Below are 24,288 nucleotides of genomic sequence, written 5' to 3'. Positions count from 1 at the left end.
GCAGCCTTTCTACGGTATTGTGTTTTTGAAGCCAGGACACATCGCCCAGCATTATACGATCACTTCGTTGAAGGTAGTCCTCAAATTGGAAGGGCTTGTTACGCCTTTCATTGTTACGGCGAAAAACTGGGAGGGGCTGGTTAATGTGAGAGTGAGGTTGCTTTGATGAATCTATTGCGAACCGCCAACCCGCAAGCCCATGCCCTGCGCCCGCCGCATCCAGAATCCCGAAGGCTTGTACTTCGTCACCTTCGCCATCGTCCAATGGCTTCGGCTGGTACGCCAGCTCGATCCGCTCAGCCTGACGAAGTCTTCACGCGCTCCACTTACGTGGATATTCTGCTGGAAAGCCTGCGCTACTGCCATACTTCGGCTCCGCTCAGCATGACCAGCCTAATTGTCAGTCTGAGCGGAGCCGAAGACTCAACCATGTGCATCTGATGATTTCGACGCAATTCGGCCATCATCCTTCCGATGCCCTGCGGGATTTGAAGAAATTTACTTCCAAAAAAATTATTGCCGCTATCGCCGATAAGGAAGATTCGGAAAGTCGGCGGGGCTGGATGCTTTGGATATTTGAGCAAGCAGGCGGTCCGGCGTTCCGGGAAGCGAATGCTAAGAATAAGGATTACCAGTTTTGGCAGCAGGAAAATCATCCTGTTGAACTCATCAGTAAATTGATGATTTTATGTTTGATGACGACCCATTGCTGACTCCCCAAAGAAGAAACAAAATGGAAAACCGTTGCGGAAGTGGAATTATTCAGTTTGTGAAAGAGGGAGATTTGCTCGTTGGAAAGCGGAATCTCGTGTTGGGGCTGAATATTCCCAACTACCCTCGCTACTTCGTAGCCCTCTGTCGCCGCGAAGCTGTGTGTAGTCTGAAAGACTGTGCACAACGCCGATACAGTTCAGCCGTTTATTTCTGATTTCTGTGGTGAGTGTAGCGCTTACGGCACAAAAAAATATGATAAATCATTGGCTTTTTTTGTTTTTCGGCAAGAAAATCTTGCCTGTGTACCCTATACCGCTTGTTAATCAGAGGTACATATTGTTTTATCTGTTTTTTCAACGTAAGTTTATTTTTTTCTCAACCAAACCAACCTCTAATGTTATGACGAAACCATTACATCGTTTCAGGGTCATTTCCTGCACTATCGTGGCCCTGCTCATTGCATCATTTGCAGTGCAGGCGCAAACACCAGCCGACGTGAAGGCTGCGGCCCGAGCTGCCAAAGTCAGCACTGACCTGCTGACCGTTATTGAAAATAACGGTATTAATACGCAAGCCCCGTTTCCTGGGGGTTTACAGCGAGACAACCTGTTTATGACTGAGGGCAATTCTATTGCCATCAGCGCGGTAGCCAATTCAGAGCAGGAAGGCCAGGCCCTACTGCAAAGTCTACAGGCACTTGGCCTGACCAAAGGCCGCGTATATAAACAACAGGTAACGGGTTACCTGCCCATCGACAAGCTGGACGATTTGAAGGATGTTTCTGTATTGCGTTCTGCCCGCCCATCTTATAAACCCATACACAACGTAGGATCCGTTACCTCGCAAGCCGATACTTCATTGCGCTCCTATGTTGCCCGCACCACCTATAATGTGGATGGGACGGGGGTGAAGATTGGGGTACTTTCCGACTCCTACAACACCCGCGGCGGGGCCGCTGCGGGCGTTGCTTCGGGCGATTTGCCAGCGGGAGTCGAAGTGTTGAAGGAATTCAGCGGTACTGGCATCGACGAAGGCCGGGCTATGATCGAACTGATCCACGACATCGCCCCTGGCTCACCGCAGGCGTTTTACACAGCCTTTGAAGGGCAACTCGATTTTGCGGCCGGTATTCGGGCCCTGGCCGCCGCCGGTTGTAAAGTCATCACCGACGATGTCGGTTATTTTGCCGCACCTTTCTTTCAGGATGGCCCCGTTGCCCAGGCAGTTGACGATGTAGTTAACAATAGCGGTGTTACGTATTTCTCTTCGGCAGGTAACTCAGCCCGGCAATCCTACCAAAGTGCGTATCGAGGAACGACGCAACCCGCCAGCCCCGGTTATTACGTGGGCGCACATGATTTTGGTGGGGGCGACAAATTTCAGTCACTTACCATTGGGGCTGGCCGACGGATTATCATCTCGTTTCAATGGGATGATCCGTTTTTCTCTGTAAGTGGGGGCAGTGGTGCCCGGACAGACATGGATTTGCTAGTTTACTTCAATGGAAATTTTCTGGGCAACTTATCATCACAAGGTGAGAGTATCGGTGGTGATCCTGTGGAGATCATTGGCCTGACGAACACTGGTGGCAGCGCAGTGACAATTGAACTGGTGCTTGCCAAATATGAGGATGAAACTACGGGCCCCACGCCCGACCCAACTCTTGTTAAGTGGGTGAACTTTGGCAACAATGTCCTTACTGAATACGATACTAAAAGTTCGACAGTAACGGGACACTCCAACGCCAGTAGGGCCATCGCAGTGGGAGCCGCTCCCTTCTACAATACACCTGCCTATAATCCTGCGCTGACCACGGCGACCATCGAACCGTTTTCTTCGGCGGGAGGCACCCCCATCCTTTTTAGTACCGACGGTACCAGACTCAGCACGCCCATCGTCCGCCAGAAGCCGGAGATTACGAGCGTGGATGGCACAAACAATACGTTCTTTGGCAACGATACTTCCCGCGACCCCGATGCGTTCCCTAACTTCTTCGGTACCTCGGCGGCAGCTCCGCATGCAGCTGGCGTAGCGGCTCTGATGAAGCAGAAAGTGCCCGGCATCAGCCCTGCGGTCATTTTGAGTACGTTGGAAAGCACCGCCCTGGACATGGACGATCCTTTCACTCCGGGCTTCGATGCGGGCTTCGACTTTGGGACCGGCTACGGATTCATTCAGGCCGATAGGGCCTTGAAGGCCATTACACCTGCCAATCCCACGATTACTATCACGGGTGTGACGACGATCAGTTGCAGCCCTATCCCGGGCAACCCCAACAAGCGTTTGCTGACCTTCACTCCTCAGTACAGTAACTCGAATGGCCAACCCATCACGTTCTCGGTGGCCAGCGAGAAGCTGCCGACGACTGCGCCGGGGCCTTACACGCTCGAGATCTATATCGATAACCCTAAGATTACGCTCAAGGCTTCGCAGCCGGGAGCCGGCGAGACGAGTTTCGTCTACAACTGGCTGGCCGCCTGCGGCACTACCCCGCCCCCGCCTGGTCCCGATCCGCAGCCGACGACCTTCGCCATCACGGGCGTAACGACGGTCAGTTGCAGCCCCGTTCCGGGCAACCCCAACAAGCGTTCGCTGACCTTTACCCCCCAGTACAGCGGCGTGAACGGGCAGCCCATCACTTTCTCGGTAGTCAGCGAAAAGTTGCCGACGACCGCGCCGGGGCCTTACACGCTCGAAATCTATACCGATAATCCGACTATCACGCTCAAAGCTACCCAGCAGGGAACCGGAGGCGAGACGATTTTCGTCTACAACTGGCTGGCCGCGTGCGGCACTACCCCGCCCCCGCCCGGTCCCGATCCGCAGCCGACGACCTTTGCCATCACAGACGTAACGACGATCAGTTGCAGTCCCACACCGGGCAATTCCAACCTCCGCTTGCTGACCTTCACGCCCAAGTACAGCGGCGTGAACGGGCAACCCATCACTTTCTCGATCGTCAGGGAGAAACTCCCGACTACCGTACCGGGCCCCTACACGCTTAGCGTCTATATAGATAACCCGACCATCACGCTCAAAGCCACTCAGCAGGGTACCAGTGGCGAGGTAAGCTTTGTCTACAACTGGCTGGCCGTGTGCGGGAATAGTGGTGCGCGATTCGGAGTCGGGCCAGACGAAGACAATGGTTTGAATGTACTTATGTTGGGGAACCCCGTGGAGGATGGCCGAGTTTCGGTGCTGGTGCGTGGCGTTGCCAACCAGCCAGTCAGCATGACTTTGACTGACACACAAGGCAAGGTACTTGGTAGTCACCAGATCGAGCAGGCCGGCCGGGAAGAGCGGCATGTGTTCGAGGTAAGCCGTCAGCCAACGAGCCTGCTCCTGCTGAAGGTAAGTACCCCTACTGAAACAAAAACGATAAAGGTGCTCAAAGTTCAATAAGCTAATAGAGTACATCTGAAACGCAACGTGCCCCGGCTGGACTAAGCCGGGGCACGTTGCGTTTCAGATGCGTATTTGGAGCAAATACTACGCTTTCCTTATGAAATGGAAGGGTCGACCAATCAGTTATTTCTTCTCATGTGGGGATTTGTGGCTTATTGATTATATTCAGCACGAAATAAGCATCATTCCGTGGCTCTTCTTGCAACACCCGGCCTGACAACAAAAAACTACAATATCGCCATGTATGAAATAACTTACTGTTCGACGGCCAGCCCAAACTTACGCGCGGAGGATATCGCCGATATATTGAAAGCAGCCCGGAAGCATAATGTGAAAAGTGATATTTCCGGTTGCCTTCTATACCACAATCAGGAGTTCATCCAAATATTGGAAGGTGAGAAGGGAGTAGTACAGAATCTGTATTCTAAAATTGCTCAGGATGATAGGCACACTAACATTGCGATCCTGGCAGAAGGTGGAAAAGAGGACCGTGCATTCCACGATTGGAGCATGGCATTTCACGAACTTAGCCAGGATGATATTCAGGGAATAGGCCAGGAAGTATTTGTTGACAATTTCATCACTTTTTCAAAAATGGTAGAGAAACGAACCTTTCCTGCCATCCTGTTTTGGAGTATGGCCCGGCAGCTATTGGAAAAATGAATGTACGGCCAAATTTCGGAGCCAACACGTTATGCAGGGCATTCAGAATAGTGTCCTGAAAGTAACAAGAGCGCGGTCGCGGTGCAAACAGCTGTGAAACTTGTACAGGGGTTTAAAAAATGAGCGCAAAAATACATTTGCGCTCAAAACGTACGGGCAGAAGCCAAAACTACACTTCCAATTCTCCTTCGACTCCATCGTCCATTGTCTTTCCCGTGACCAGCGAAGCGGCCATTTTCAGAAAAGATACCATGCGGTTGTTTTTGGTATCCCAGTAGTAAACGTCCTCGGGGTCGATACGGATAACCGTGAGGGCCGGGTCATCCTTACCGCCCTGAAACCAGATTTTGATGAAGGCGTTCCAGTACTTTTCGATTTTGGCGCGGTCGCGGGAGATAGCCGCTTTCCCGTAGATGCTGAGGTACTCGGAAGCGCCTTCTTTACAGAAAAAGAGCTGCACGCTCGGATCGGCGGCGATTTCCTTGTTTTTGTCGGATGAGTCGGCGCTGAAAAAGTACATCGCCCCGTCGTCCTCCACGCCTTGCAGCGCCATCGGGCGGCTGGGCATTGGCTTGTCGTCAGTGAAAGTAGTGAACATACAAATGCCATCGGCCAAATCTTTCAGTTTTTCAACGGCCTCGCTACCCGCGAGATTCTTAATGTGATTGTCTTCATCGTGTCGGGAGTCTTGCATGGGAAATTTCTGTTTTTAGTTTGAAAAACTACCTGATAAAAAAGGCTGTGCCAGAGAGAAAAAGCCACGGAAGGATCGAATATGGAAAGATTGGCGGTTTGTTTCGACGAGGTTTTTCCCAAAAACAATTTTCTACAAGTCCGTGTTTTTCCTAAAAAAACCGAAAAACTATGGCGTACAAGAAAGGAGATAAAGTAGAATGGGAGTGGGGTAAAGGCACTGCCTCCGGCAAGGTTAGGGAGAAATTTACGAGTAAGGTAACCCGTACCATCAAGGGCAGCGAAATAACGCGCAACGCCAGCGACGACGAACCTGCTTATCTCATCGAGCAGGAGGACGGCGACGAGGTGTTGAAATCAGGCTCGGAGTTGAAGAAAAAGTAGGAGTGGGGGTAGTTTAGCTAAACCGAACTTCCCCTTCTTCGCAGCGTACCACGCGGGCGGGGTGTTTTTCCAGCAAACTGTAATCGTGGGTAGCCATCAACACAGCGGTGCCAGCATTATTGATAGTCTTAAAAACTTCCATGATCTGGTTGCTCACTTCGGGATCGAGATTTCCGGTTGGTTCGTCGGCAATCAGAATTTGGGGTTCGTTGAGCATGGCACGGGCGATAACCACACGTTGCTGTTCGCCGCCCGATAGCTGATGCGGCATTTTCTTGGGCGAAGTACCCAGCCCGACCTGCATGAGTACTTCCGAAATACGGCGGGCGATGTCGGCTTTCTCCTGCCAGCCTGTAGCCCGCAGCACGAAGATGAGGTTTTCCTCCACCGAACGGTCGGTAAGGAGTTGAAAATCTTGAAAAACGATGCCAATGCGGCGGCGCAGGAAAGGGATGTCGCTGCGCTTTATTTTGTGAAGTTCATAACCCGCTACCTTCGCCGATCCAGTATGCAGCCAAAGATCGGCGTAGAGCGTTTTCAGGAGCGAACTCTTGCCGCTGCCCGTCCGCCCGATCAGGTACACGAACTCACCTTTATCTATCTGAAAGTTGACATCCGCCAACACAGGCGTGTCGCCCTGATAAATATCCGCGCGTTCCAGCGTGACGACAGGTTCGGAGGAGAGAGTCATTTATTTATTTCCCTTCGCGTAATCGGCTAAAAACTTTTCCAAACCACTATCGGTAAGCGGGTGTTTCAACAAGGACAGGATCGTGCTGAGGGATCCGGTCATAACATCTGCCCCGATTTCGGCGCACTGAATGATGTGCATGGGGTGACGGATAGAGGCGGCCAGCACTTGCGTTTCATAGCCGTAGTTTCGGTAAATCGTCACGATCTGCTCGATCAGGTCGATGCCGTCGGTAGAAATGTCATCGAGGCGGCCGATGAAAGGCGATACGTAAGTAGCACCCGCTTTGGCGGCGAGTAGCGCCTGTCCGGCCGAGAAAACCAGAGTACAGTTGGTACGGATGCCTTTGTTAGAGAAGTACTTCAAAGCCTTCACACCTTCCTGAATCATGGGTACTTTCACCACAATCTTGTCGTCGATTTCGACCAAACCCTCACCTTCGCGAATGATACCGTCGTAGTCGGTGGAAATCACCTCGGCGCTCACATCGCCGTCTACGACGTCGCAGATGGCTTTATAGTGGCGCATGATGTTATCGCGGCCCGTGATGCCTTCCTTGGCCATCAGCGAGGGGTTGGTCGTAACGCCATCCAGCACACCGAGTGCCTGAGCTTCCTTAATATCATCCAGGTTGGCCGTATCGATGAAGAATTTCATAGTATCTAAAAAAGTTAGGTTTCAGGGCATAAAAAAAGGCAAACCGAGAATCTCACCGCTACGACCACCTACCCTTGCTTCGATCAAGACCTGGGGGATTCAGCAGGAGCTGGTAGTTCCGATTTGCCCGTGCAAAGATAAGGACATTTTCCAAACAAGAAAAAACCATTGGCAAACCTTTCCGCCGTACTTTTACGCTTACTTTCTTGCACTAATGGACAGTTGACAATTGACAATGGATAGTTATTTTTTTTATAAAATATTTGTAATCAAAAGATTAGTAACTCGAAAGATTTTCGCTCTGCTCCTTCCTCTCCTCCTTTCCTGCCTGCCTCCTTTCCTGCTTGCTTGTAAAGATTCCTCAGACGCCTACCTTGAAAGAGGTAAATCGCTTTTGCGTGAGGGCAAGCTGCGGGATGGCATAGGGTACCTCAACCAAGCCATCGAGCGGGATTTGGAGAACGCCGAGGCATTCAACAGCCGGGGCGTAGCATACTTTGAACTGAAAGAATACCCGAATGCGATGCTGGATTACCGTCAGGCCATTCAGATTGATCCAACACTGTACCGCCCTTACTTCAACCGTGCGCTTCTTTTTACGGCCCAAAACCAGCTCGATTCCGCGCTGGCCGACTACGGAAAAGCCGCCCAACTCGCGCCCGACACCGCCGACATTTATTTGAACCGCGGTCAGGTATACGCCATGCTGAACGAGATACCTCAGGCCATTCAGGATTTTGAGAAGGCTACACAACTTGACGAAGACAACGCGCTGGCCTGGTACAATTTAGGGAATACCTATTACAGGAAAAAAGAGTACGCCCGGGCAACATTAGCTTTCAATAAATCCACGCGCTACGACCCAAAGTTTGGCAAGGCGTTCTACGGGCTTGGACTGAGTCAATACGAGAGCGGCGAAGAAGACCTGGGCTGCCTGAGTTTTCAGCAAGCCGAACGATTGGGATACGCTGAGGCGGCAGCGGCTGTATCGACCTACTGCGTTCCGTAATTTTTTTTCGGTTCCATTCGGAGGATAAAAAACAACCGCTTGATAATTTTTTTTAACAAACTGTTTGATAAAATAGTCATTCCCAGTCAAAAAAATTATATTTGGGTTGAAATAAAACCGACATACAACACCAAACTGAAAATATAATCAGAAAATATTAGCGAGTAATGAAAAAAATAACTACCCTTTTCGTCGGTGCCTTAGCGGCACTTACCACGCTGGTGCAGGCGCAGAACTGCCCCACCACCGCCACGTTGACGGCTCCTTTGTCGGGTGCCAAAGTAGTGGAGCAAGCAAGCAAGCATTTGTCTGCTGCCAATCTTGTCCAGTCGGGTGAAGTGACCTACCGCGCAGGCCAGTCGGTCACGCTCATAGCGGGCTTTGAAGTAAAGCCGGGAGCGGTTTTCGAAGCTACCATCGCGCCTTGTGATGCAGTGGATCTAGAGCGTAAATCGTGGGAGGACAACGTCTTCGCGCTGGGTTCTTATCCCAATCCCTTTGCTCAGAATACCTTAATTGAATACACCATTCCCGAGGCAGCCACGGTGAGTGTAAGTATCGTCGATATGCGCGGCGTGACCATTTCGCGGTTGCTCACCGACAAAGAGCAAGCGGAAGGCACTCACCGCTTGACTTTCGAATCGGATACACTGCCCGAAGGCGTTTATATCTGCACCCTGACTACCCCCAACGGACGCAAGACTCACAAAATCATTAAGCAAAAGTAGGCTTTTCCATATCTTACACGCGCTTTAAAGCGGCCGAGGGAATCCTCAGCCGCTTTTTTTGTGCGAGATGGGTATCATTTTTTAGTAATTTTCTTTTGGTATAAAATTGAACCTAATAAGAATCTTAACACCACCCATGAAACTTGTCATTATAGTTCTCGGACTAGTCTTTCTGCTCTTTTCCTACTTCCAGTTCAATGACCCTGACCCGGAGATTTGGGTACCCGTTTATTCCATGGCTGCTTTGGCCTGCTACATGGCTCACCGTGAGCTGTGGCCTTCGTGGGTGTTCTATATCATGGCTGCGGCCTATCTGGTGGGTGCAATCTGGCAATGGCCGCCCGCTTTCGAAGGCGTTTTCTTTGGTGAGATCAAAATGAAGAGCCTGAACATCGAGCTGGCCCGCGAGTCTTTTGGGGTGGGTATTTGCACCTTGGCGATGGTCTTTCTGGGTTGGCAGGCTAAGGTCAATCCGCCCACTGCCATTTAATTTCTTTAATATCAAATTCGCGTTCCGGGCCACCGTTCAGGGCAAGGCGTAATTTTCCGGCGGGGGTTACGCCCCGAATGGTGCCCTCAACCGTTCGTCCGTCAATTGTGTAAAGGCGACTTTGCTCAAATCCCAAAAGATGCTGCTGATACTCCTGGCGCAGTGCTTCCACCTGCCCCGCGCGTAACCGCAGGTAAGACTTCTCCAACGCCAGTAATAGAACAGGAAGTTGCTCGGCCAAATGAAAAGTTTGCCCAGTTTCCAAACGCAATGAGGTGACATGGCTAGAGACAACAGCGGGAAATTGGGCTTGGTTGATGTTCAGCCCGATACCGACCACAGAATGCGCCAGCCGCGACCCCTGCAATGAATTCTCAATAAGAATGCCACCTATTTTCAAATCATTGACAAACAAGTCATTGGGCCATTTTATCTTGGCGCTCTGGGTGAATCTTGACAGATAATCTCGGATTCCTAGGGCAATAGCCTGGCTGAGTAGAAAGTGTTCGGTGAGCGTCAGAAAAGTAGGCATGAGCACGAGCGAAAGCGTGAAATTCTGGCCACGATTGGTGAGCCAGGTGGTGCCGTGCTGACCGCGCCCGGCGGTCTGTTCGTCGGAGATAACGATCGTCCCTTCCGATACCTTTTCACGGCGCACTAATTCAGCCGCAATGTCGTTGGTAGAATGACAAGTTGGCAGATACACCACCTTTTTACCGAAAAACAAGGTTTTTGCGCGAGAATCGTACACTTCTTTTGTAAAAATTTATACTTTTATCAACGGCTGAAAGTAAACTCTGCTTTCTGGCTCGTTACCGCTAAACACCATGCATGAAACAACGCAAAAATAAAGAAGTATCTTCACAAGACCTCTGCCAACTCGTTGTAAAAGGGATGATCGAAAAAAAGGGACAGGATGTCGCCATTCTCGATCTCCGTCAGGTCAAAAATGCCATCGCTGACTATTTTGTGATTTGCTCGGGTACCTCCGACACCCAAATCGACGCTATCGCCGACTCGGTGGAGTTCGAAGTGCACAAAGCTATTGCCGAAGATCCCTGGCATAAAGAGGGCAAGGAAAACCGTGAATGGATCCTGATTGACTATGTAGATGTCGTGGCGCACGTGTTCAAGAAAGACCGCCGCCAATATTACGACATCGAGGAGTTGTGGGGCGATGCCCAGCGTACGTTCATCGAAGAGACTGCCGCTTGAAAGATCGAGGCAGGCTACCGGGCTGAACATTAAACCCCTGCCTGACGTTGATAAGTACCAAATTTATATTAATGCTAAACTATAATGTCTGATAACGATAATAAAAGAAATCCTCTGAACCCGAAAAGCCCACAACGGGGGTATCAAGGCTGGATTATTGCGGCTCTGATCGCGACGATTCTGGGGATTACATGGTTGAATAAATCCACTACGCTGCGCGACATTAGTCAAAAGCGTTTCGAGAAAATGGTAGCCGACAAGGAAGTGGCGCGCGTTACCATTGTGAACGATAACAAGGTAGAGATATCGCTAAAACCAGAAGCGCTCCGCAAGGACAAGTACCAGGTCATTGCCAAGGAAAACAACTACTTCGGCGGTGAAGCCGCCCCGCACTACCAGTTCCAGATCACTTCTGCCGAGACGTTCAAAAAAGACCTTGAGAAGATCCAGGAAGGTGTTCCGGACGGCGAAAAGATCGAATACAAGATTGATACTCGCGGCGATTGGTCGAGCTGGATTGGTACCTGGGGCTTTTTCATTGTCATGATCGTAGTTATGTACTTCCTGCTGGGCCGAATGTCCGGTGGCGTGGGACCAGGCGGACAATTGTTCAATATAGGCCGCTCGCGAGCGACCCTTTTCGACGCAGAGAATAAGGTAAAGATTACCTTCAACGATGTGGCGGGTCTTGATGAAGCCAAGGAAGAAATAAAAGAGATCGTGGACTACCTTAAAAGTCCCGATAAGTTCAAGAAATTAGGAGCCAAAATTCCAAAAGGTGCGCTGCTGGTCGGCCCTCCAGGTACGGGTAAAACGCTGCTGGCCAAGGCCGTGGCGGGTGAGGCGGAAGTGCCTTTCTTCTCCCTGTCCGGTTCCGACTTCGTGGAAATGTTTGTCGGCGTAGGAGCCGCGCGGGTGCGTGACCTATTTAAACAAGCGAAGGAAAAAGCACCCTGTATCATCTTTATCGATGAGATTGACGCCGTGGGTCGTTCACGCGGACGGGGCGGAATGCCTGGTTCTAACGACGAGCGGGAAAACACACTGAACTCGCTGCTAGTGGAGATGGACGGCTTTGCGACTGATTCGGGTATCATCATCGTGGCGGCTACCAACCGTCCCGATGTACTGGACTCCGCCCTGCTGAGGCCAGGCCGCTTCGACCGCCAGATTTCGGTGGATAAGCCTGACGTCATTGGTCGGGAGGCTATTTTTAAAGTACACCTTAAGCCGATTAAGATTTCGGAAGATGTGGACATTCAAAAATTGGCCGCCCAAACACCGGGCTTTGCAGGGGCCGAAATCGCCAACGTTTGTAACGAAGCTGCCCTCATCGCCGCTCGTCGCGACCGCGAGAGTGTAACGATGCAGGATTTTCAGGATGCGATGGATCGGGTAATTGGTGGTTTGGAGAAAAAAAACAAACTTATCTCACCCGAAGAAAAGCAAATCGTTGCCTACCACGAGGCTGGCCACGCGGTGGCAGGCTGGTACCTCGAACATGCTGATCCGCTGGTGAAAGTTACGATCGTTCCCCGAGGTGTGGCCGCACTGGGTTACGCACAGTACTTGCCACGTGAGCAGTACTTGTACCGCACCGAACAACTTTTCGATGAAATGTGCATGACCCTCGGAGGTCGCGCGGCGGAAGACGTGGTTTTTGGCAAAATTTCGACCGGAGCATTGAGCGATCTGGAGCGCGTAACGAAAGTCGCATATAGCATGGTGACCATGTACGGTATGAACGACAAGATCGGCAATATTTCGTTCTACGATTCCAAGCAGTCAGACTACAACTTCACGAAGCCTTACTCGGAAAACACGGCGGAGAAAATCGACCATGAGGTAAGAATATTGGTGGATAAAGCCTATCAGCGCGTGGTAGGTATGTTGAGCGATAAGCGTGAGGAGTTGGAAACAATTGCGCAGGAGTTGCTGGAAAAGGAAATTCTGTTTCAGAGCGATTTGGAAAAACTGATTGGTAAGCGTCCTTTCGAAAAAGAAACGAACTACCAGGCTTATGTCAATCGTCGCTCGCGTGAGGAAGCCGCCGTCCACGAGGAGGCAGTGAAGCACGCGGAGGAGGAGAAACGCTTGGAGGAGGAAGAAAAAGGAGAACCGACTGCTGTAGTGGTAGAAGCGGAAGATGACAGTCCGACAGTAGAGCCGAAGGTATAGAAATAGAGATCAATACGAATTGGGAGAAGGGCGGCTATATAGTTGACCCTTCTTTTATTTCGAATATTCTCTATACCACAAGAATTTACGGTACAGAAGTCTCAATTCTGAGGCATACTGAAAGTGTGAGATTCCGATTCCTATTTTTTGCTCAAATGTGTCGCGTGTCGCTAACGTGTTATAGAAGTACGACAAGCTGGAATTCTCAGACGCTCTTGGCATGTTTTCCCATTTGTTTAACAAAGCCGAATTTACAGGCACAGGAGGAACGTCTGCCCAGCCTACCCTCCAAGGCTTTCCCATAGCTCTCAACAAACCGAGTCCTTGCCACATTAGTGTCAACATTCCTTTTCGTCCTGCCAGTTCTTCTACAAGCTTCCAGTCTGTTTCGCTTCCGTGTCGATCAAGGTAGCTAGATAAATCGCTCAGATATTTTAGTTTCAACCATTCTTCTTTTCCACCGTGGTGCATAATTAGCAGCAGAAATTGATATTCATTTGAAAAACCCGAAATAGGCTTGCCCTGCACGTAAATTTCTTTCTTGAACTCTAACCATTCTGATTCCGGAAAATTGAACTGTAATCGTGGATAGGCGACTCGCCAGTGCATTTCTAGTACAAATTCTAGCGAACTACCAGACTCCTTTCTTAACATCGGGACATGATAGTCCGTACGAAGGAAGGCCTCGCGCACAGACACGGGGCCATTCAGTAGATATTGTCGGTAGGGATCAGCCTCATATCCAACTCTCGATATGAGACCCAAGGCACGCAGATAATCTTTTTGACCTACCAGGAGATCAATATCCCCGTATTCTCTATCGCCCTGTTGACCATGCAACCATTCGGCCCACACACATCCCTTGTATCCATATGCGGATATTCCCTCCGCTTGTAGCAAGCTTACCAAGCGAATCGTTTCCCGTGTATTAATCAAATTGGAAAGTGTAATTTCCAAACACTCTTGGCGAAGTGTAGTAACCCAGTTATCCGAACTAGATCTAAAGTCAGCCAACAAAGCAGGCCGGACGTTGTGCCAGCGGGCGAGCGACAACAATCTATCCCCGCTATCCCCGAGAATTCTGGGCATTGGAGTTTCACTGGATGGTTCGCCAAGGCATGACGAAACAAGCAAGGCTAACTCAGGAGAAAGGCGTTTTCTAACGTCAGCGCGCTTCATGTCTCAAGATTGATCAATACCCATTCTTCCAAAGCTGCGAAGTCATCGGGACGTCGTTTGTTCCAAATTTCCGCGTGAGCGGCACACCAGGAACTTTGCTGAAAATGTCTTTGATGAACTGATCCTCGCAGCAGATGCGTAGCTAGCGGAAAGTGTCGCACTAGTTCGATCGGGGCCGCAATTGGGGAGAGCCTTTGTTTGTCTGGGCCGTCGAACAACTTATGTAGCAGAAAAATTCTTGCCAGCGGTATGGGTTTATCAGGGAAATTCTGACTGGGCTGGAGAGAAAACTTGTTGATCCCTTCGGCTACAGGTACCAATTTCGATTTGTCAAAATTCAAGCCGTCCACCGCATTCTCCCAGATTTTCAATTGAGGATAAGAGGGCAGGACGTAAGGATTGTTCTCTTCGTCGAAGCAGATAGCCGTAAGGTCATCGCTGAGCAGTGATGCTCCGTGTTTGACAAAGGCCGTGGCCGTGGTGGACTTCCCCGCACCCGGCTCGCCCAAAAAGCTATACGCCACGCCGCTCACCTGAACCGAACTAGCGTGAAGCAGTAATAGACCGCGTTGCAACAGAATACATCCCAATGCCTCGCTGATGGAAAAGAGGCTAAGTAATTCGGCATCATCGGTGTAAGATTCGACATACAGGGTATTGCCGTTCGTGGCTTTGTAGCCCGCAACGCCCTCCCATCGCAGATAAATGGCTCCGTCCTCGCTCTCGGCGCTTTCGGCCATGATACCCCGGCGGTGAATGGATGTGGCCACAAGGTCGGGGAATTGCACTACCGAACGAACGATCTCAATATCTGTAACGCCGCTCTGGTTTTCTGCCAAAATCAGCTCGGGCAGCGGTATTTCCGACGATATACGTAAATCAAATGCTTTGTAAACTGACATGAATTGGTTGGTTTTGGGAGTTATTCCCATACCCAGAGAGGGCGGTACGTCTTACCTTCGGGCCATTCCCCGACCACGATCCGCCCGGCTCGCTCAACCCAGGCGTGGGCTTCAAAGCCTGCCGTGGCCGACTGCTGCACACCGATATTCAGCGGCAGATTCGGGTCGAGGCGGAGTAGGTACTTTACTGCCAGGGCCTGAGGGAGGCAGGTGAGCGAAACAGGCAACACGTGGGCGGCAGTACGCACAGCCCAGGCGGTATCCTGCACGTACTGTTCGCTGTGGGTAACGTTTCTCTCGTTTTTAGTCACGCGAGAGAATAGCTTTTTGAAGCGATTGAAAGAAAATAATCTGAGGCCTGCTTTGATAATTAGTAATGAAATGACGGCTTTCAGCAGAAAGAGCCATTGCCTGGTCCGCAACTTTCGAGCCTTTTCCCAGAGTGTTTTTCGCTTTCGCAATGGGCGGGCATTTTAAGCGTCGGTTTCGACCAGTTTTTCGCGCACCAACTCGTCCAGCAGAGCCGAAACATCTGCCTCACAGGTTGTCGAATCCACTTCGTATTCTTCCGTGACCAGTGTACAAAGTTCATCGAATGTCTTCGGACCGCTTTCCAGGGCGCTCCATACCGCCGCGCCTACCTCGCCCAAACCGTAGTATACGCCCTTATCGTGATTCAGAATGACTACCTCGTCCGCCACATTGGAAGATACCTGTGCAGAGGATAGCCTGTATTCTTTGCCGCTCGATTCGCTCATGAGTAAAAACTTAAGATTCCGAATGCCGGAACAGTCTGCTTTTTTGAAAATAATCACAAAAATAGCAAATATCCTCGCCGAACGGATTATCCCCGCTTACTTTTCCCCAAGACAGTATTATAATTCGAAGGTAATTCCCTGAGCCAAAGGTAAATCTGTGCCATAATTCAGCGTATTGGTTTGGCGGCGCATGTAAGCTTTCCAGGCATCGGAGCCGGACTCACGCCCGCCGCCCGTTTCTTTTTCGCCGCCAAAGGCTCCGCCGATCTCGGCGCCCGAAGTACCTATGTTGACATTGGCAATGCCGCAGTCGCTGCCAGCCGCCGAAAGGAAATGCTCTGCTTCGCGTAGGTTGAGCGTAAATATCGCCGATGAAAGGCCTTGCGGCACGCCATTTTGAATTTCAATGGCTTCTTCCAGCGCGTCGTACTTTATTAAATATAGGATGGGTGCAAAGGTTTCCTGCTGCACGATGGGCCAATCATTGTTAGCCTCGGCCACGCAGGGCCGCACGTAGCAGCCCGACGCAAAGCCCTCACCCGAAAGTACCTCCGGCTCCACCACGAAAGTACCACCCCGTTCCCGAATTTTTTCAACCGCCGCCTCGTAACCCACCACCGCTTGCTGATCAATGAGCGGACCGACGTGGTAGTTCACATCAAGCGGGTCGCCGATGCGAAGTTGGGCGTAGGCTTTTTGCAGCCGCTCCTTCATATCGTCATAAATGCTCGCGTGGACGATGAGCCGCCGCGTACTGGTGCAGCGCTGCCCGGCCGTACCGACCGCCCCGAATACGATGGCCGGGATTGCCACCACCATGTCGGCTCCCGGCGTGACGATAATGGCGTTGTTGCCGCCCAACTCGAGCAGACTTTTGCCCAGCCGCCGCCCGACCGTTTCGGCGACAGATTTGCCCATGCGGGTGCTGCCCGTGGCAGAAACCAAAGCAACTCGTGCGTCGGCGGCGAGCCACTCACCCACGTTGCGCCCGCCAACTACCAGGCACGAGACGCCTTCGGGCACTTGGTTGGCTTTCAGTACTTCCTGAATAATATTCTGACAAGCGATGGCAGTCAGCGGGGTTTTTTCGGAAGGTTTCCAGACGCACACATCGCCGCATACCAAGGCAATCATGGCATTCCAGGACCAGACGGCCACCGGAAAGTTGAAGGCCGAAATGATGCCAACTACCCCCAGCGGATGCCACTGCTCGTACATCCGGTGCGCGGGTCGCTCGCTGTGCATAGTCAGGCCGTACAATTGTCGGGACAAGCCCACGGCGAAATCGCAGATGTCGATAATTTCCTGCACTTCGCCCAAGCCTTCCTGCAAGCTTTTGCCCATTTCGTAGCTCACCAGCTCACCCAAAGCCTTCTTGTGCTGCCGAAACTGCCCCCCCATCTGACGAACTACCTCGCCCCGCTGCGGCGCGGGCTTCGTCCGCCACTCTTTGAAGGCGGTTTGGGCGGTTTCCAGCACTCGGTCGTAGTCTTCCCGTGCGGCTTCCTGCGTGCTGCCGATTACTTTGCCGTTTACGGGCGAGTAAGATTCCAACAAAGTACCCTTGCCTTGCCAGGATTCCTGTCCGGTACTTAGGCCGGGGCTTTGGGATTTTATGTTGAGGGTTTCGAGGAAATTCATTTTATTAGAGATGAATGGTGAATCAAGTCGGCAAAGTACAAAGAGCTAGCAGATTCAACGCGATCCGCGCATGAGGGTATTCGCGTTACAAACGCGAGGTGATAGCATCCCGATTACAAATTGGAATGAGCGGGTTTCCATCTTTAAAATTAATTTAGCAATTATTTTTCCATTGAAAGTTCGTCTAGCACTTCTTGCACAAGAGTTTTATATTCAGGCCGAATACTGAAATTATCTTTTTCCCATTCGTTATTGGGATATTCGTAATAAATCACTTGTCTGAGATAATCCTTCCATTGATGTCCTAATTGCCCTGAAATTAAAGAGAGGAAAGAACCTGCCTGACTTTCGTCCGTCGCTGCTTTCATTTTGACAAATTCTTTCCTCATTTTATCTCTTGTTACTGTTTCATTTTTTAGAAGAACTGGAAGAAAATAATCCCGAATGCGTTTGGAAGAATACAAGTTTTTTGATAAATACTTTTTTAATTCTTTTTTCAATTCAAGCTCATCATAATTTCCTGGCTCATCTGACATCTCAATTACATACTTTTTATTATTTACTTTCTCTCTCTCTACTGATTCAGGAATTATTACAGTTCTAGAAAGTAGCTCATCTCCACTTTTTGTTTTTGTATAATGAAGGATGATGGCGTTTATAGCTAGGTTGTATTTTTCCGAAAGCCATTCAATCATCCTGTGAAGCGGCTCTTCAATTGCAAAACCAACCAAAAGTAAGCGTTGAGTCTGATTTACGGCTACTTCCTCGAAATTAGTATCCGGGAATCTCTCTGTCAGATAATCCCCAAGTTTTTGATTTGTAAATTTTTCACAAATTTCATTCAGATAGCTTGGCTCGTAGGTAGCGACATCAGATGCATAATCTATAGCTTGGGCTAAAACTTCTCTGGCAAGCTTATCTCGTTTAAGCTCAATGACGACCAAATTTCCTGAGCGATCAATACCCAAAAAATCTAGCGGGCCAGATTTTGTGTATACCTGTTGTCCAATAATTGCAATTTCACTGCCCAATATTTCAGGATTACTTTTGATCCATTGTTCAAGATCATCTTTTTCTTTTCTTCCATTCTCAGTCAGGGAAGATGATACGTGAGTAAGCTTCCCACTTATAATTTGCCAAGTCTTGATTTCGGTTGCCATAAAAATGTCCAGTAATTTGTTAAAAGCTAATTCCTCCGATAATGCCCCCCATTCTCCGTTTCCAAAAACTTTTCCAGCGAAATATCCTCCTGCTTGACAAACCCCCGCTGCGGCAAAGTACCCTTGGCGACCATCTCAACTACCGCCGCGATGGAGGCCGCCGTGGTCCAGGAAATGGCCCGCCAGGGCTGACCGTCCATCTCGATCGGGTGGTAGGCTTTGTAGAATTCCTCGCGGGCGAGTTGGCCGTCCTTCCAGCCTTCCACCACGGCGTACACATAGACCACGTCTTCCTGTACGGGCGGTTTGGCTTCGGTCAGGATTTCTTCGATGAGTTCGCGCTTCTTTTTCAGGATCAGTTCGTACAACAGGAAACGCATCAACTTGGCGTGGCCGGGGTAGCGGATAGTTTTGTAGTTGAGTGTATCCACGCGCCCTTCGTAGGTTTCGCACATGGTACCTAAGCCGCCCGAGGTAGTGAAAGCTTCAAATTCCTGACCCTCAATGTTGATAACCTCGGTGCCGTCCAGCGACGAGACCGTCTTGCGGACGCCGTTGTGGATGACCTCGGCGTCGTTGATGTACTCGTTAATCACGCCCGCTGGTGACCAAGTAAAGGAGTAGCCCATAAGGCCGTTGGGGTAGCGGGGTAGGGCACCCACGCGTAACTCGATGTCACGGAGTTTGGTGAAACGGTTGGCCAGGTTGGCTCCCACAATACCGATGAAGCCCGGTGCCAGACCGCACTGCGGGACCATAACACCTCTGCTGTCGCGGGCCATTTCCCGGATGGCGACGGTTGTAGGAACATCCTCCGTTAGGTCAAAGTAGTGCATTCCCATTTGGTAGGCCAGCCGGGCAATGGGCAGATTCAGGTTATAGGGCATGCAGGAGACGACGGCGTCAAAACCAACCATTGTCTTTTCCAATGAAGCCGTATCCGCTACGTCACCTTTGACTACCGTAAAGGAAAGCGGCAGGGCGGGTTGGTTTTTATCTAGCCCCGTTACCTCAAATTGTTTGTTGAGCAACGTCCCAACCAGAGATCCTACTTTACCCAAGCCGACTACCAGGATTTTATTCATGTGTTATTTTGACTAACGACGATGTAAAAAGGGCCTTTCACAAATATACGTTTTGCCCAAGAAAACAAAAACCCTTCTCCCACGGACGGTAGGAAGAAGGGCTTTCGATATGACACTTGCAAAAAAGCTAACTCAAAGCACCGGGTTAGGATTCACTTTACGGGCCTCAGCTACTAGTTTCTTGCTTTCCTGCTCATTACCTAGAGCCATTTGAATTTCGCTGGCCTGGCGCAGTAGTTCGGGATTCTTGCTGCCCGTGCGCATGGCTGTTTCTATGTGTTCCTGCGCTTTTTTCAAATCGTTTTTCTTGAAAGCTAACGCCGCCATCGCTTGATTGACGTCGATGTTCTTGGGCCGTCGGTCGTACTCACGCTGTCCGTACACGGCGGCGGAATCCAGCTTACCCATTTTAGTATAAAGCTTGCACATCTCCAGATCCACCGCGTGGCCCGATTGTGCATCTTCGTCCAGCATGGTCACCACTTCGGCGTATTTGTCTGCGGCTTTTTTCTCATTGCCCTGCAAAGCGTAGATTTCGGCCATCTCTTCGTGAAAAGAAACCTCTGGCATGACAGCGGCGGCCTTGTCTAGGGTAGTGAGGGCTTTGTCGTATTCTTTCTTCAACCGCTGCACGTGTGCTTGCCCGCCCATCGCGAAAGCGTAGCTGGGACGAATGGCCAGAATCTCGGCGTATTCCCGCTCTGCCTTATCAAGTTGGCCCGTAACCGTGTAAAGTTGGGCCAGCGTGTTCTTGGACCAGCAATATGGCTCCGAGCCCGGCAACCCGGCATCGACGGCCAGTTGCATGGCCGAAATGGCACCAGGGTAGTTGCCGTAGATTTCCCTCAGGTAAGAAGCTCGTGAGTAAGATTCCAGGGAAGGCTTCATAGCTTGCATCTTGTCCGACATGGCTACGGCCTGCTCGTAATCACCTAGCTCCACGTTGGCATCCACCAACACGCCATAAACGTAGGCGTTGTCGGGATTGATCTGACGGGCTTGTTCGGCTAAGTCGCGGGCTTCGGCAAATTGGTGCTGCGACATCTTGACGGACGCCTTGAACGTTGTAGCCTCGAAGTTGCGGGGATCGATGCTCAGCGCGCCGTCGAGGATTTTCAGGACAGCAGGGTAGTAATAGGGGTGTTCGCCTGTAATGCGGGCCTCGGCCATATAGATCGTGGCGATCTGTAACCGCGCCTTCACATCGTTGGGATCTTTGGCCAGCTTGGCTTTGAGCTCGTCCAGCTTTGCAATAGTCCGGGGCCATTCATCGGCCTTAGCCAGCTCGCCCGTCCGCTGGAAAAGTGGGGGAATGCTCATTAGGGAAGTATCGCCGGCAGTGCTATCTGAGTCACCCTTTCCGTCGGCACAGCCCATCAGAAGCGAAGTAGCCAGGAATAAGGAGAGGGCCCAAACCAAGTAGCGGCCAGCGCCCGTAGTTTTCGTTTTCATGCTAAAATATATTTTTATGGTGATGCCTAAAAGTTAGCCGGAGATAAACGCACGACCCAGTTGTTTCGTGCATTCATCTCCGGCATAACCTATTCTTTTATAAGCGCCCATCGACCAAAATTAGTCTAAGAGCGTTTTCGATTCCTACTCGCGGAGCAGCTTGATCGTCCGGCTTTCGCTCGGCGTACCCACTTTCAGGAAGTAGATACCGGGTGCGCGGCCGATCCGTACACTTTTACGCTCCACGTTGCCTGTCGCATTGAAGGCGGCGTGACTCATGATGCGTCCACTGGCGTCAGAAACACCGATCTCCATGGCTTCCCCGGCGTTACCGCGCAGGTCAAAGGCTACGACATCCTTATTGGTAGGATTACCAAGTACGTTGATTGAGAACGAAGCGGGAGCGTTGATTGGCTCCGAGGCGATCCGCGCCCTGCTGCATTGCTTACGGAAGTCGTACTCCATGGATACCTGAGAGTCAGGCTCATTCAGGTAACGAGCTTTGAGGGTAAGTACCCCGCTGCTGTTATTGTCCCAGAACAACTCTTGCTCTACTCGTAGGTTAGGGTTGGTCGTCCACACGGATACCCCGGCGGCTGAGTACTCGACCGTCTTGCCGGGAGCAGGATTCACGGCTTCAAACACGATGTCGCCATTGGTGCAAGAAAAATTCTTCACGCGTACCGCAAACTCGGTGCTGGCAGGAGGAGCGGGAGCGTCCACCTTTTTACCCTCGTAACTTGGGCCACGGAAACCTCTCCACGGCTCGGCTTCATAAGGGAACATAGCCTTGAATTCCTTGTCGTTCTTGGTCGGGCCGGCTTTAAATCCAAGCACTTTACCAAGCATCGGCGTCACAGGGCTGGCAGTAGTACCAGGAATGAAGTCATCGTACCAAAGGCCGATAGCGGCCAACACTACTCCACCCACTGCTTGCAATTCGATTGTAGTCACATCGTCCTCTAGTCTGCGCCCGTTGGGAAAGCCATCCATGTTTGGGATGAATTGCATGTCAGCGCTGGCGTTGTAACGGGGATCGGTCAAGCCAAGAACAGCAGCCTGAATCAACCCAAGCGAGTTAAAGTCAGGGCTGTTGCGCTTTGTTGTCGGTACTGCCATGTTCAATCGCAACCAGTCTCCCAAGGTAGGCAGGAAGTTGTTAATGAACGGCTTACCGGCTCTCAGCGCCCGGCCACCTTTGCCCGTGGCTAATTGATAAGGAGGCAGGTTAGGCACTCCCGTGTAGAAGATAGGCAACAAGTCCACCGCGCGAGGGCTCTTGTTGTCCGGTAGCAATACACTGCCGAAAGCCGCTTCGTCCAAGGCCGTTCCTTTCACAGATTCAGTACCTTTCAGGGCGAACAGACCAGGCTTGCCATTACGGAAGTCGAAAGCACCAAGCGAGTTAGTCTGGATTCGCAGAGGGGCCAAACCCGGAACAGCCGTTCCAAACTGTGAATCATCCATATAAAGGGCCAACTCAGGGTTGGAGAAATACTTGGCAAACTGCAAATCGTTGGATGGCTTGGTAGCGTTCCAGCGATCCTTCATGCCAATTGGAATGATGACTTCGTTGGTCAAAGGCATACCCAGGCGTGATACCTGACGGTACTCGCCATCGTAACCTACGTCTCCTGCGGCATAAAGTGTCTTGATCATCTGGCGACTTGCCGAGGCGTACACGCCGATTACATAATCGCCATCCAGGATGTTTTTAGCCATAGATACGGCTTTCTTATCCTTTTGTAAAGTGGCGATCGGCACTTCGATGACGATGGAATGACAATTGAATTTTGCTACGGCGTCACGAGGATTTTCAGAGCGAATCGCGCCCAGATCAAAAATGCCAAGATCCACGAAGAAGGGATCGTCCACCGGACCGGCAAAGATCTTCTCGCCCGTGCTGGCCATCATGATTCCCTTTTCAACTTGCTTGTCGTACGTGGTACCTAAGCCGACAGTACTATTCTCAATGGAACGGGGACCAATATTAGGCGGCGGTACGATACCATTCGAAATGATCGTTTGGAATGAGCGTCCACCATCCATGCTACGCTGGCAGGTGTAGGTAGTCTTCAGGTTTTCCTTACCCAGGCGAATGTTGAAGAAAGTGGTGGGATCTTCGTTCATCTGCTTGAACTCGAAACGGTAAATAATGTCCGAGCCGGGGGTACCTGCGTTGTTGTCTACATGAACTTCGTAGCGAATGCGCTCGCCGAACGAGTACCAGTTAGGTCCGCCAGCGGGATGCTCAAACGGAATATAATTGGCAATCAGAACTATATTCTGGTCATTGGCCGGACTCCTGAATGCGTACAGGTCGGTATTGTCAGCCAACGGGTCGTTGGATATGAGTGGTGCTTCGCGGTGTGAGGAAGCTACCGCCGAAGAAGGCTGAAGACACACCACCGCCAGAAGCCCCGCGATAAAATATAAGAGATTTTTCATTTTGCTTATTGTAGTTAGAGTGAATATCAGAATCTTTCTTCTAGCGGGTAGTCGAATCCACGCCACGGCTTAGCCATATAGGGGAAGCTGGTCATGAAACCCGTGTCATTCATAGTCGGTCCGGCAGTGAAGCCAAGCACGCTCACCAATTGTGGCGTGACAGGGCTGGCCGTGGTACCGGGCTTGAAGTCGTCGTACCACAGTCCCACGGCGGCCAATACGGCTCCCGAAACAGCCTGTAATTCGATGGTAGTCACATCATCCTCCAGGCGGCGTCCGTTGGGGAAGCCATCCATGTTGGGAATGAACTGCATCTTGGCGTCGGTGTTGTAGGCCGGGTCGGTCAACCCTAACACAGCGGCGCTGATGAGGCCCAAATGACTGAACTTGGGATCATTGCGCGGGGTGGCAGGTACCGCCATGTTCAGGCGAAGCATGTCGCCCAGGGTAGGCAAGAAGTTATTGATGAACGGCTTGCCTACTGCCAGCGGGTTGCCAGCTTTGCCCGTCGCCAATTGGTAAGGGGCCAGGTTGGGGACACCTGTATAGAAAATGGGGAGCAAGTCTACGGCGCGGGGACTCATGGCGTCGGGCAATAATATACCACCGAAAGCAGCTTCCGCCAGGGCGGTACCATTGAGGGCCGGATTGCCTTTCAAAGGGAACAGGCCCGGCTTGCCGTTGCGGAAGTCGAAGGAGCCGAGGGCCATCGTCTGAATGCGCAGGGCGTTCAGCGAAGGCACCGCCCCGCCAAATTTCGAGTCGTCCATGTACAGGGCCAACTCAGGGTTGGTGAAGTACTTGGCAAATTGCAAATCCTCGCCGCCGTAGGGGCT

At 51.1% G+C, this 24,288-nt stretch carries 25 protein-coding genes; 11 read left to right on the top strand and 14 right to left on the bottom strand.

Annotation, left to right across the window (positions count from 1 at the left end; genetic code table 11):
• The first annotated feature begins 165 nt into the window (after positions 1 to 165).
• The 5 genes from ACEW8P_RS12785 (at position 166) to ACEW8P_RS12765 (ending at position 4,782) form a co-directional block, all read left to right on the top strand.
• Positions 166 to 441: a hypothetical protein gene (locus ACEW8P_RS12785; protein WP_373513464.1), complete on the top strand. Its 276-nt coding sequence runs from the start codon at positions 166 to 168 to the stop codon at positions 439 to 441.
• Positions 441 to 713: a hypothetical protein gene (locus ACEW8P_RS12780; RefSeq protein WP_373513463.1), complete on the top strand. Its 273-nt coding sequence runs from the start codon at positions 441 to 443 to the stop codon at positions 711 to 713. The genes ACEW8P_RS12785 and ACEW8P_RS12780 overlap by 1 nt, the downstream gene beginning before the upstream one ends.
• A gap of 20 nt (positions 714 to 733) precedes the next feature.
• A complete protein-coding gene (locus ACEW8P_RS12775; protein ID WP_373513462.1) occupies positions 734 to 928 on the top strand; it encodes a hypothetical protein in 195 nt (64 codons plus the stop codon).
• A 185-nt stretch (positions 929 to 1,113) separates the two neighbouring features.
• Entirely contained in the window at positions 1,114 to 4,116 is a 3,003-nt protein-coding gene (locus tag ACEW8P_RS12770; RefSeq protein WP_373513461.1) for a S8 family serine peptidase, read from the top strand.
• A 192-nt stretch (positions 4,117 to 4,308) separates the two neighbouring features.
• Entirely contained in the window at positions 4,309 to 4,782 is a 474-nt protein-coding gene (locus ACEW8P_RS12765; protein ID WP_373513460.1) for a BLUF domain-containing protein, read from the top strand.
• Between the two features lie 169 nt (positions 4,783 to 4,951).
• Here ACEW8P_RS12765 and ACEW8P_RS12760 read toward each other — a convergent pair whose 3' ends face one another.
• Positions 4,952 to 5,476, bottom strand: a complete 525-nt coding sequence (locus tag ACEW8P_RS12760; protein ID WP_373513459.1) for a pyridoxamine 5'-phosphate oxidase family protein — start codon at positions 5,474 to 5,476, stop codon at positions 4,952 to 4,954.
• A gap of 170 nt (positions 5,477 to 5,646) precedes the next feature.
• Here ACEW8P_RS12760 and ACEW8P_RS12755 point away from each other — a divergent pair, with 170 nt between their 5' ends.
• A complete protein-coding gene (locus ACEW8P_RS12755) occupies positions 5,647 to 5,859 on the top strand; it encodes a DUF2945 domain-containing protein (RefSeq protein WP_373513458.1) in 213 nt (70 codons plus the stop codon).
• 13 nt (positions 5,860 to 5,872) lie between these two features.
• On the opposite strand, the gene ACEW8P_RS12750 is transcribed toward ACEW8P_RS12755, so the two are convergent.
• Both ACEW8P_RS12750 and fsa read right to left on the bottom strand, forming a co-directional pair.
• On the bottom strand, positions 5,873 to 6,550 hold the full coding sequence (locus tag ACEW8P_RS12750; RefSeq protein ID WP_373513457.1) for a cell division ATP-binding protein FtsE: 678 nt from the start codon (positions 6,548 to 6,550) through the stop codon (positions 5,873 to 5,875).
• Positions 6,551 to 7,207, bottom strand: a complete 657-nt coding sequence (gene fsa, locus ACEW8P_RS12745; RefSeq protein ID WP_373513456.1) for a fructose-6-phosphate aldolase — start codon at positions 7,205 to 7,207, stop codon at positions 6,551 to 6,553.
• Between the two features lie 259 nt (positions 7,208 to 7,466).
• On the opposite strand from fsa, the gene ACEW8P_RS12740 reads away from it, so the two are divergent.
• From ACEW8P_RS12740 to ACEW8P_RS12730, 3 genes are all read left to right on the top strand, one after another.
• Positions 7,467 to 8,216, top strand: coding sequence for a tetratricopeptide repeat protein (locus ACEW8P_RS12740; protein WP_373513466.1), 750 nt, complete (start codon positions 7,467 to 7,469; stop codon positions 8,214 to 8,216).
• Positions 8,217 to 8,383: 167 nt separating this feature from the next.
• Positions 8,384 to 8,944, top strand: a complete 561-nt coding sequence (locus ACEW8P_RS12735; protein ID WP_373513455.1) for a T9SS type A sorting domain-containing protein — start codon at positions 8,384 to 8,386, stop codon at positions 8,942 to 8,944.
• Between the two features lie 136 nt (positions 8,945 to 9,080).
• The gene (locus tag ACEW8P_RS12730; protein WP_373513454.1) at positions 9,081 to 9,434 is read left to right on the top strand and encodes a transmembrane 220 family protein; all 354 of its coding nucleotides are present in this window, start codon (positions 9,081 to 9,083) and stop codon (positions 9,432 to 9,434) included.
• Here ACEW8P_RS12730 and ACEW8P_RS12725 read toward each other — a convergent pair.
• Positions 9,412 to 10,161, bottom strand: coding sequence for a biotin--[acetyl-CoA-carboxylase] ligase (locus ACEW8P_RS12725; protein WP_373513453.1), 750 nt, complete (start codon positions 10,159 to 10,161; stop codon positions 9,412 to 9,414). The two genes, ACEW8P_RS12730 and ACEW8P_RS12725, sit on opposite strands and share 23 nt — an antisense overlap.
• 104 nt (positions 10,162 to 10,265) lie before the next feature.
• On the opposite strand from ACEW8P_RS12725, the gene rsfS reads away from it, so the two are divergent.
• Complete coding sequence (gene rsfS / locus ACEW8P_RS12720) at positions 10,266 to 10,649, top strand: ribosome silencing factor (RefSeq protein WP_373513452.1); 384 nt, start codon at positions 10,266 to 10,268, stop codon at positions 10,647 to 10,649.
• A gap of 84 nt (positions 10,650 to 10,733) precedes the next feature.
• Positions 10,734 to 12,827, top strand: a complete 2,094-nt coding sequence (gene ftsH, locus ACEW8P_RS12715) for an ATP-dependent zinc metalloprotease FtsH (RefSeq protein WP_373513451.1) — start codon at positions 10,734 to 10,736, stop codon at positions 12,825 to 12,827.
• Positions 12,828 to 12,881: 54 nt separating this feature from the next.
• Here the strand turns inward: ftsH and ACEW8P_RS12710 are convergent, their stop codons facing one another.
• The 10 genes from ACEW8P_RS12710 to ACEW8P_RS12665 form a co-directional block, all read right to left on the bottom strand.
• Positions 12,882 to 14,006, bottom strand: coding sequence for a nucleotidyltransferase family protein (locus ACEW8P_RS12710; protein WP_373513450.1), 1,125 nt, complete (start codon positions 14,004 to 14,006; stop codon positions 12,882 to 12,884).
• On the bottom strand, positions 14,003 to 14,908 hold the full coding sequence (locus ACEW8P_RS12705; RefSeq protein ID WP_373513449.1) for a serine kinase: 906 nt from the start codon (positions 14,906 to 14,908) through the stop codon (positions 14,003 to 14,005). Before ACEW8P_RS12705 ends, ACEW8P_RS12710 begins: the two co-directional genes overlap by 4 nt.
• A gap of 20 nt (positions 14,909 to 14,928) precedes the next feature.
• The gene (locus ACEW8P_RS12700; RefSeq protein WP_373513465.1) at positions 14,929 to 15,330 is read right to left on the bottom strand and encodes a lasso peptide biosynthesis B2 protein; all 402 of its coding nucleotides are present in this window, start codon (positions 15,328 to 15,330) and stop codon (positions 14,929 to 14,931) included.
• Positions 15,331 to 15,381: 51 nt separating this feature from the next.
• Positions 15,382 to 15,666, bottom strand: coding sequence for a PqqD family protein (locus tag ACEW8P_RS12695; RefSeq protein ID WP_373513448.1), 285 nt, complete (start codon positions 15,664 to 15,666; stop codon positions 15,382 to 15,384).
• 117 nt (positions 15,667 to 15,783) lie between these two features.
• The gene (locus ACEW8P_RS12690; RefSeq protein WP_373513447.1) at positions 15,784 to 17,307 is read right to left on the bottom strand and encodes an aldehyde dehydrogenase family protein; all 1,524 of its coding nucleotides are present in this window, start codon (positions 17,305 to 17,307) and stop codon (positions 15,784 to 15,786) included.
• A 161-nt stretch (positions 17,308 to 17,468) separates the two neighbouring features.
• Positions 17,469 to 18,467: a hypothetical protein gene (locus ACEW8P_RS12685; RefSeq protein ID WP_373513446.1), complete on the bottom strand. Its 999-nt coding sequence runs from the start codon at positions 18,465 to 18,467 to the stop codon at positions 17,469 to 17,471.
• 26 nt (positions 18,468 to 18,493) lie between these two features.
• The gene (locus tag ACEW8P_RS12680; protein ID WP_373513445.1) at positions 18,494 to 19,552 is read right to left on the bottom strand and encodes a saccharopine dehydrogenase family protein; all 1,059 of its coding nucleotides are present in this window, start codon (positions 19,550 to 19,552) and stop codon (positions 18,494 to 18,496) included.
• Between the two features lie 132 nt (positions 19,553 to 19,684).
• On the bottom strand, positions 19,685 to 21,004 hold the full coding sequence (locus tag ACEW8P_RS12675; protein WP_373513444.1) for a tetratricopeptide repeat protein: 1,320 nt from the start codon (positions 21,002 to 21,004) through the stop codon (positions 19,685 to 19,687).
• A 144-nt stretch (positions 21,005 to 21,148) separates the two neighbouring features.
• Positions 21,149 to 23,452, bottom strand: coding sequence for a DUF4331 family protein (locus tag ACEW8P_RS12670; RefSeq protein ID WP_373513443.1), 2,304 nt, complete (start codon positions 23,450 to 23,452; stop codon positions 21,149 to 21,151).
• 26 nt (positions 23,453 to 23,478) lie between these two features.
• The coding region (locus ACEW8P_RS12665; RefSeq protein WP_373513442.1) for a DUF4331 family protein at positions 23,479 to 24,288 on the bottom strand (810 nt) is incomplete at its 5' end.

This window comes from Persicitalea sp. (genome assembly GCF_041751555.1).
Classification (GTDB): domain Bacteria; phylum Bacteroidota; class Bacteroidia; order Cytophagales; family Spirosomataceae; genus Persicitalea.
The sequence above is the reverse complement of the archived record's forward strand: the minus strand, read 5'-3'. Positions and strand labels throughout refer to the sequence as shown.

Excerpts from the sequence above, each read along its gene's own strand:
- ACEW8P_RS12785 (WP_373513464.1), top strand. The coding sequence starts at position 166 with ATGAATCTATTGCGAACCGCCAACCCGCAAGCCCATGCCCTGCGCCCG.
- ACEW8P_RS12780 (WP_373513463.1), top strand. The coding sequence starts at position 441 with ATGATTTCGACGCAATTCGGCCATCATCCTTCCGATGCCCTGCGGGAT.
- ACEW8P_RS12775 (WP_373513462.1), top strand. The coding sequence starts at position 734 with ATGGAAAACCGTTGCGGAAGTGGAATTATTCAGTTTGTGAAAGAGGGA.
- ACEW8P_RS12770 (WP_373513461.1), top strand. The coding sequence starts at position 1,114 with ATGACGAAACCATTACATCGTTTCAGGGTCATTTCCTGCACTATCGTG.
- ACEW8P_RS12760 (WP_373513459.1), bottom strand. The coding sequence starts at position 5,476 with ATGCAAGACTCCCGACACGATGAAGACAATCACATTAAGAATCTCGCG.
- ACEW8P_RS12755 (WP_373513458.1), top strand. The coding sequence starts at position 5,647 with ATGGCGTACAAGAAAGGAGATAAAGTAGAATGGGAGTGGGGTAAAGGC.
- ACEW8P_RS12750 (WP_373513457.1), bottom strand. The coding sequence starts at position 6,550 with ATGACTCTCTCCTCCGAACCTGTCGTCACGCTGGAACGCGCGGATATT.
- fsa (WP_373513456.1), bottom strand. The coding sequence starts at position 7,207 with ATGAAATTCTTCATCGATACGGCCAACCTGGATGATATTAAGGAAGCT.
- ACEW8P_RS12735 (WP_373513455.1), top strand. The coding sequence starts at position 8,384 with ATGAAAAAAATAACTACCCTTTTCGTCGGTGCCTTAGCGGCACTTACC.
- ACEW8P_RS12730 (WP_373513454.1), top strand. The coding sequence starts at position 9,081 with ATGAAACTTGTCATTATAGTTCTCGGACTAGTCTTTCTGCTCTTTTCC.
- rsfS (WP_373513452.1), top strand. The coding sequence starts at position 10,266 with ATGAAACAACGCAAAAATAAAGAAGTATCTTCACAAGACCTCTGCCAA.
- ftsH (WP_373513451.1), top strand. The coding sequence starts at position 10,734 with ATGTCTGATAACGATAATAAAAGAAATCCTCTGAACCCGAAAAGCCCA.
- ACEW8P_RS12710 (WP_373513450.1), bottom strand. The coding sequence starts at position 14,006 with ATGAAGCGCGCTGACGTTAGAAAACGCCTTTCTCCTGAGTTAGCCTTG.
- ACEW8P_RS12705 (WP_373513449.1), bottom strand. The coding sequence starts at position 14,908 with ATGTCAGTTTACAAAGCATTTGATTTACGTATATCGTCGGAAATACCG.
- ACEW8P_RS12695 (WP_373513448.1), bottom strand. The coding sequence starts at position 15,666 with ATGAGCGAATCGAGCGGCAAAGAATACAGGCTATCCTCTGCACAGGTA.
- ACEW8P_RS12690 (WP_373513447.1), bottom strand. The coding sequence starts at position 17,307 with ATGAATTTCCTCGAAACCCTCAACATAAAATCCCAAAGCCCCGGCCTA.
- ACEW8P_RS12685 (WP_373513446.1), bottom strand. The coding sequence starts at position 18,467 with ATGGCAACCGAAATCAAGACTTGGCAAATTATAAGTGGGAAGCTTACT.
- ACEW8P_RS12680 (WP_373513445.1), bottom strand. The coding sequence starts at position 19,552 with ATGAATAAAATCCTGGTAGTCGGCTTGGGTAAAGTAGGATCTCTGGTT.
- ACEW8P_RS12675 (WP_373513444.1), bottom strand. The coding sequence starts at position 21,004 with ATGAAAACGAAAACTACGGGCGCTGGCCGCTACTTGGTTTGGGCCCTC.
- ACEW8P_RS12670 (WP_373513443.1), bottom strand. The coding sequence starts at position 23,452 with ATGAAAAATCTCTTATATTTTATCGCGGGGCTTCTGGCGGTGGTGTGT.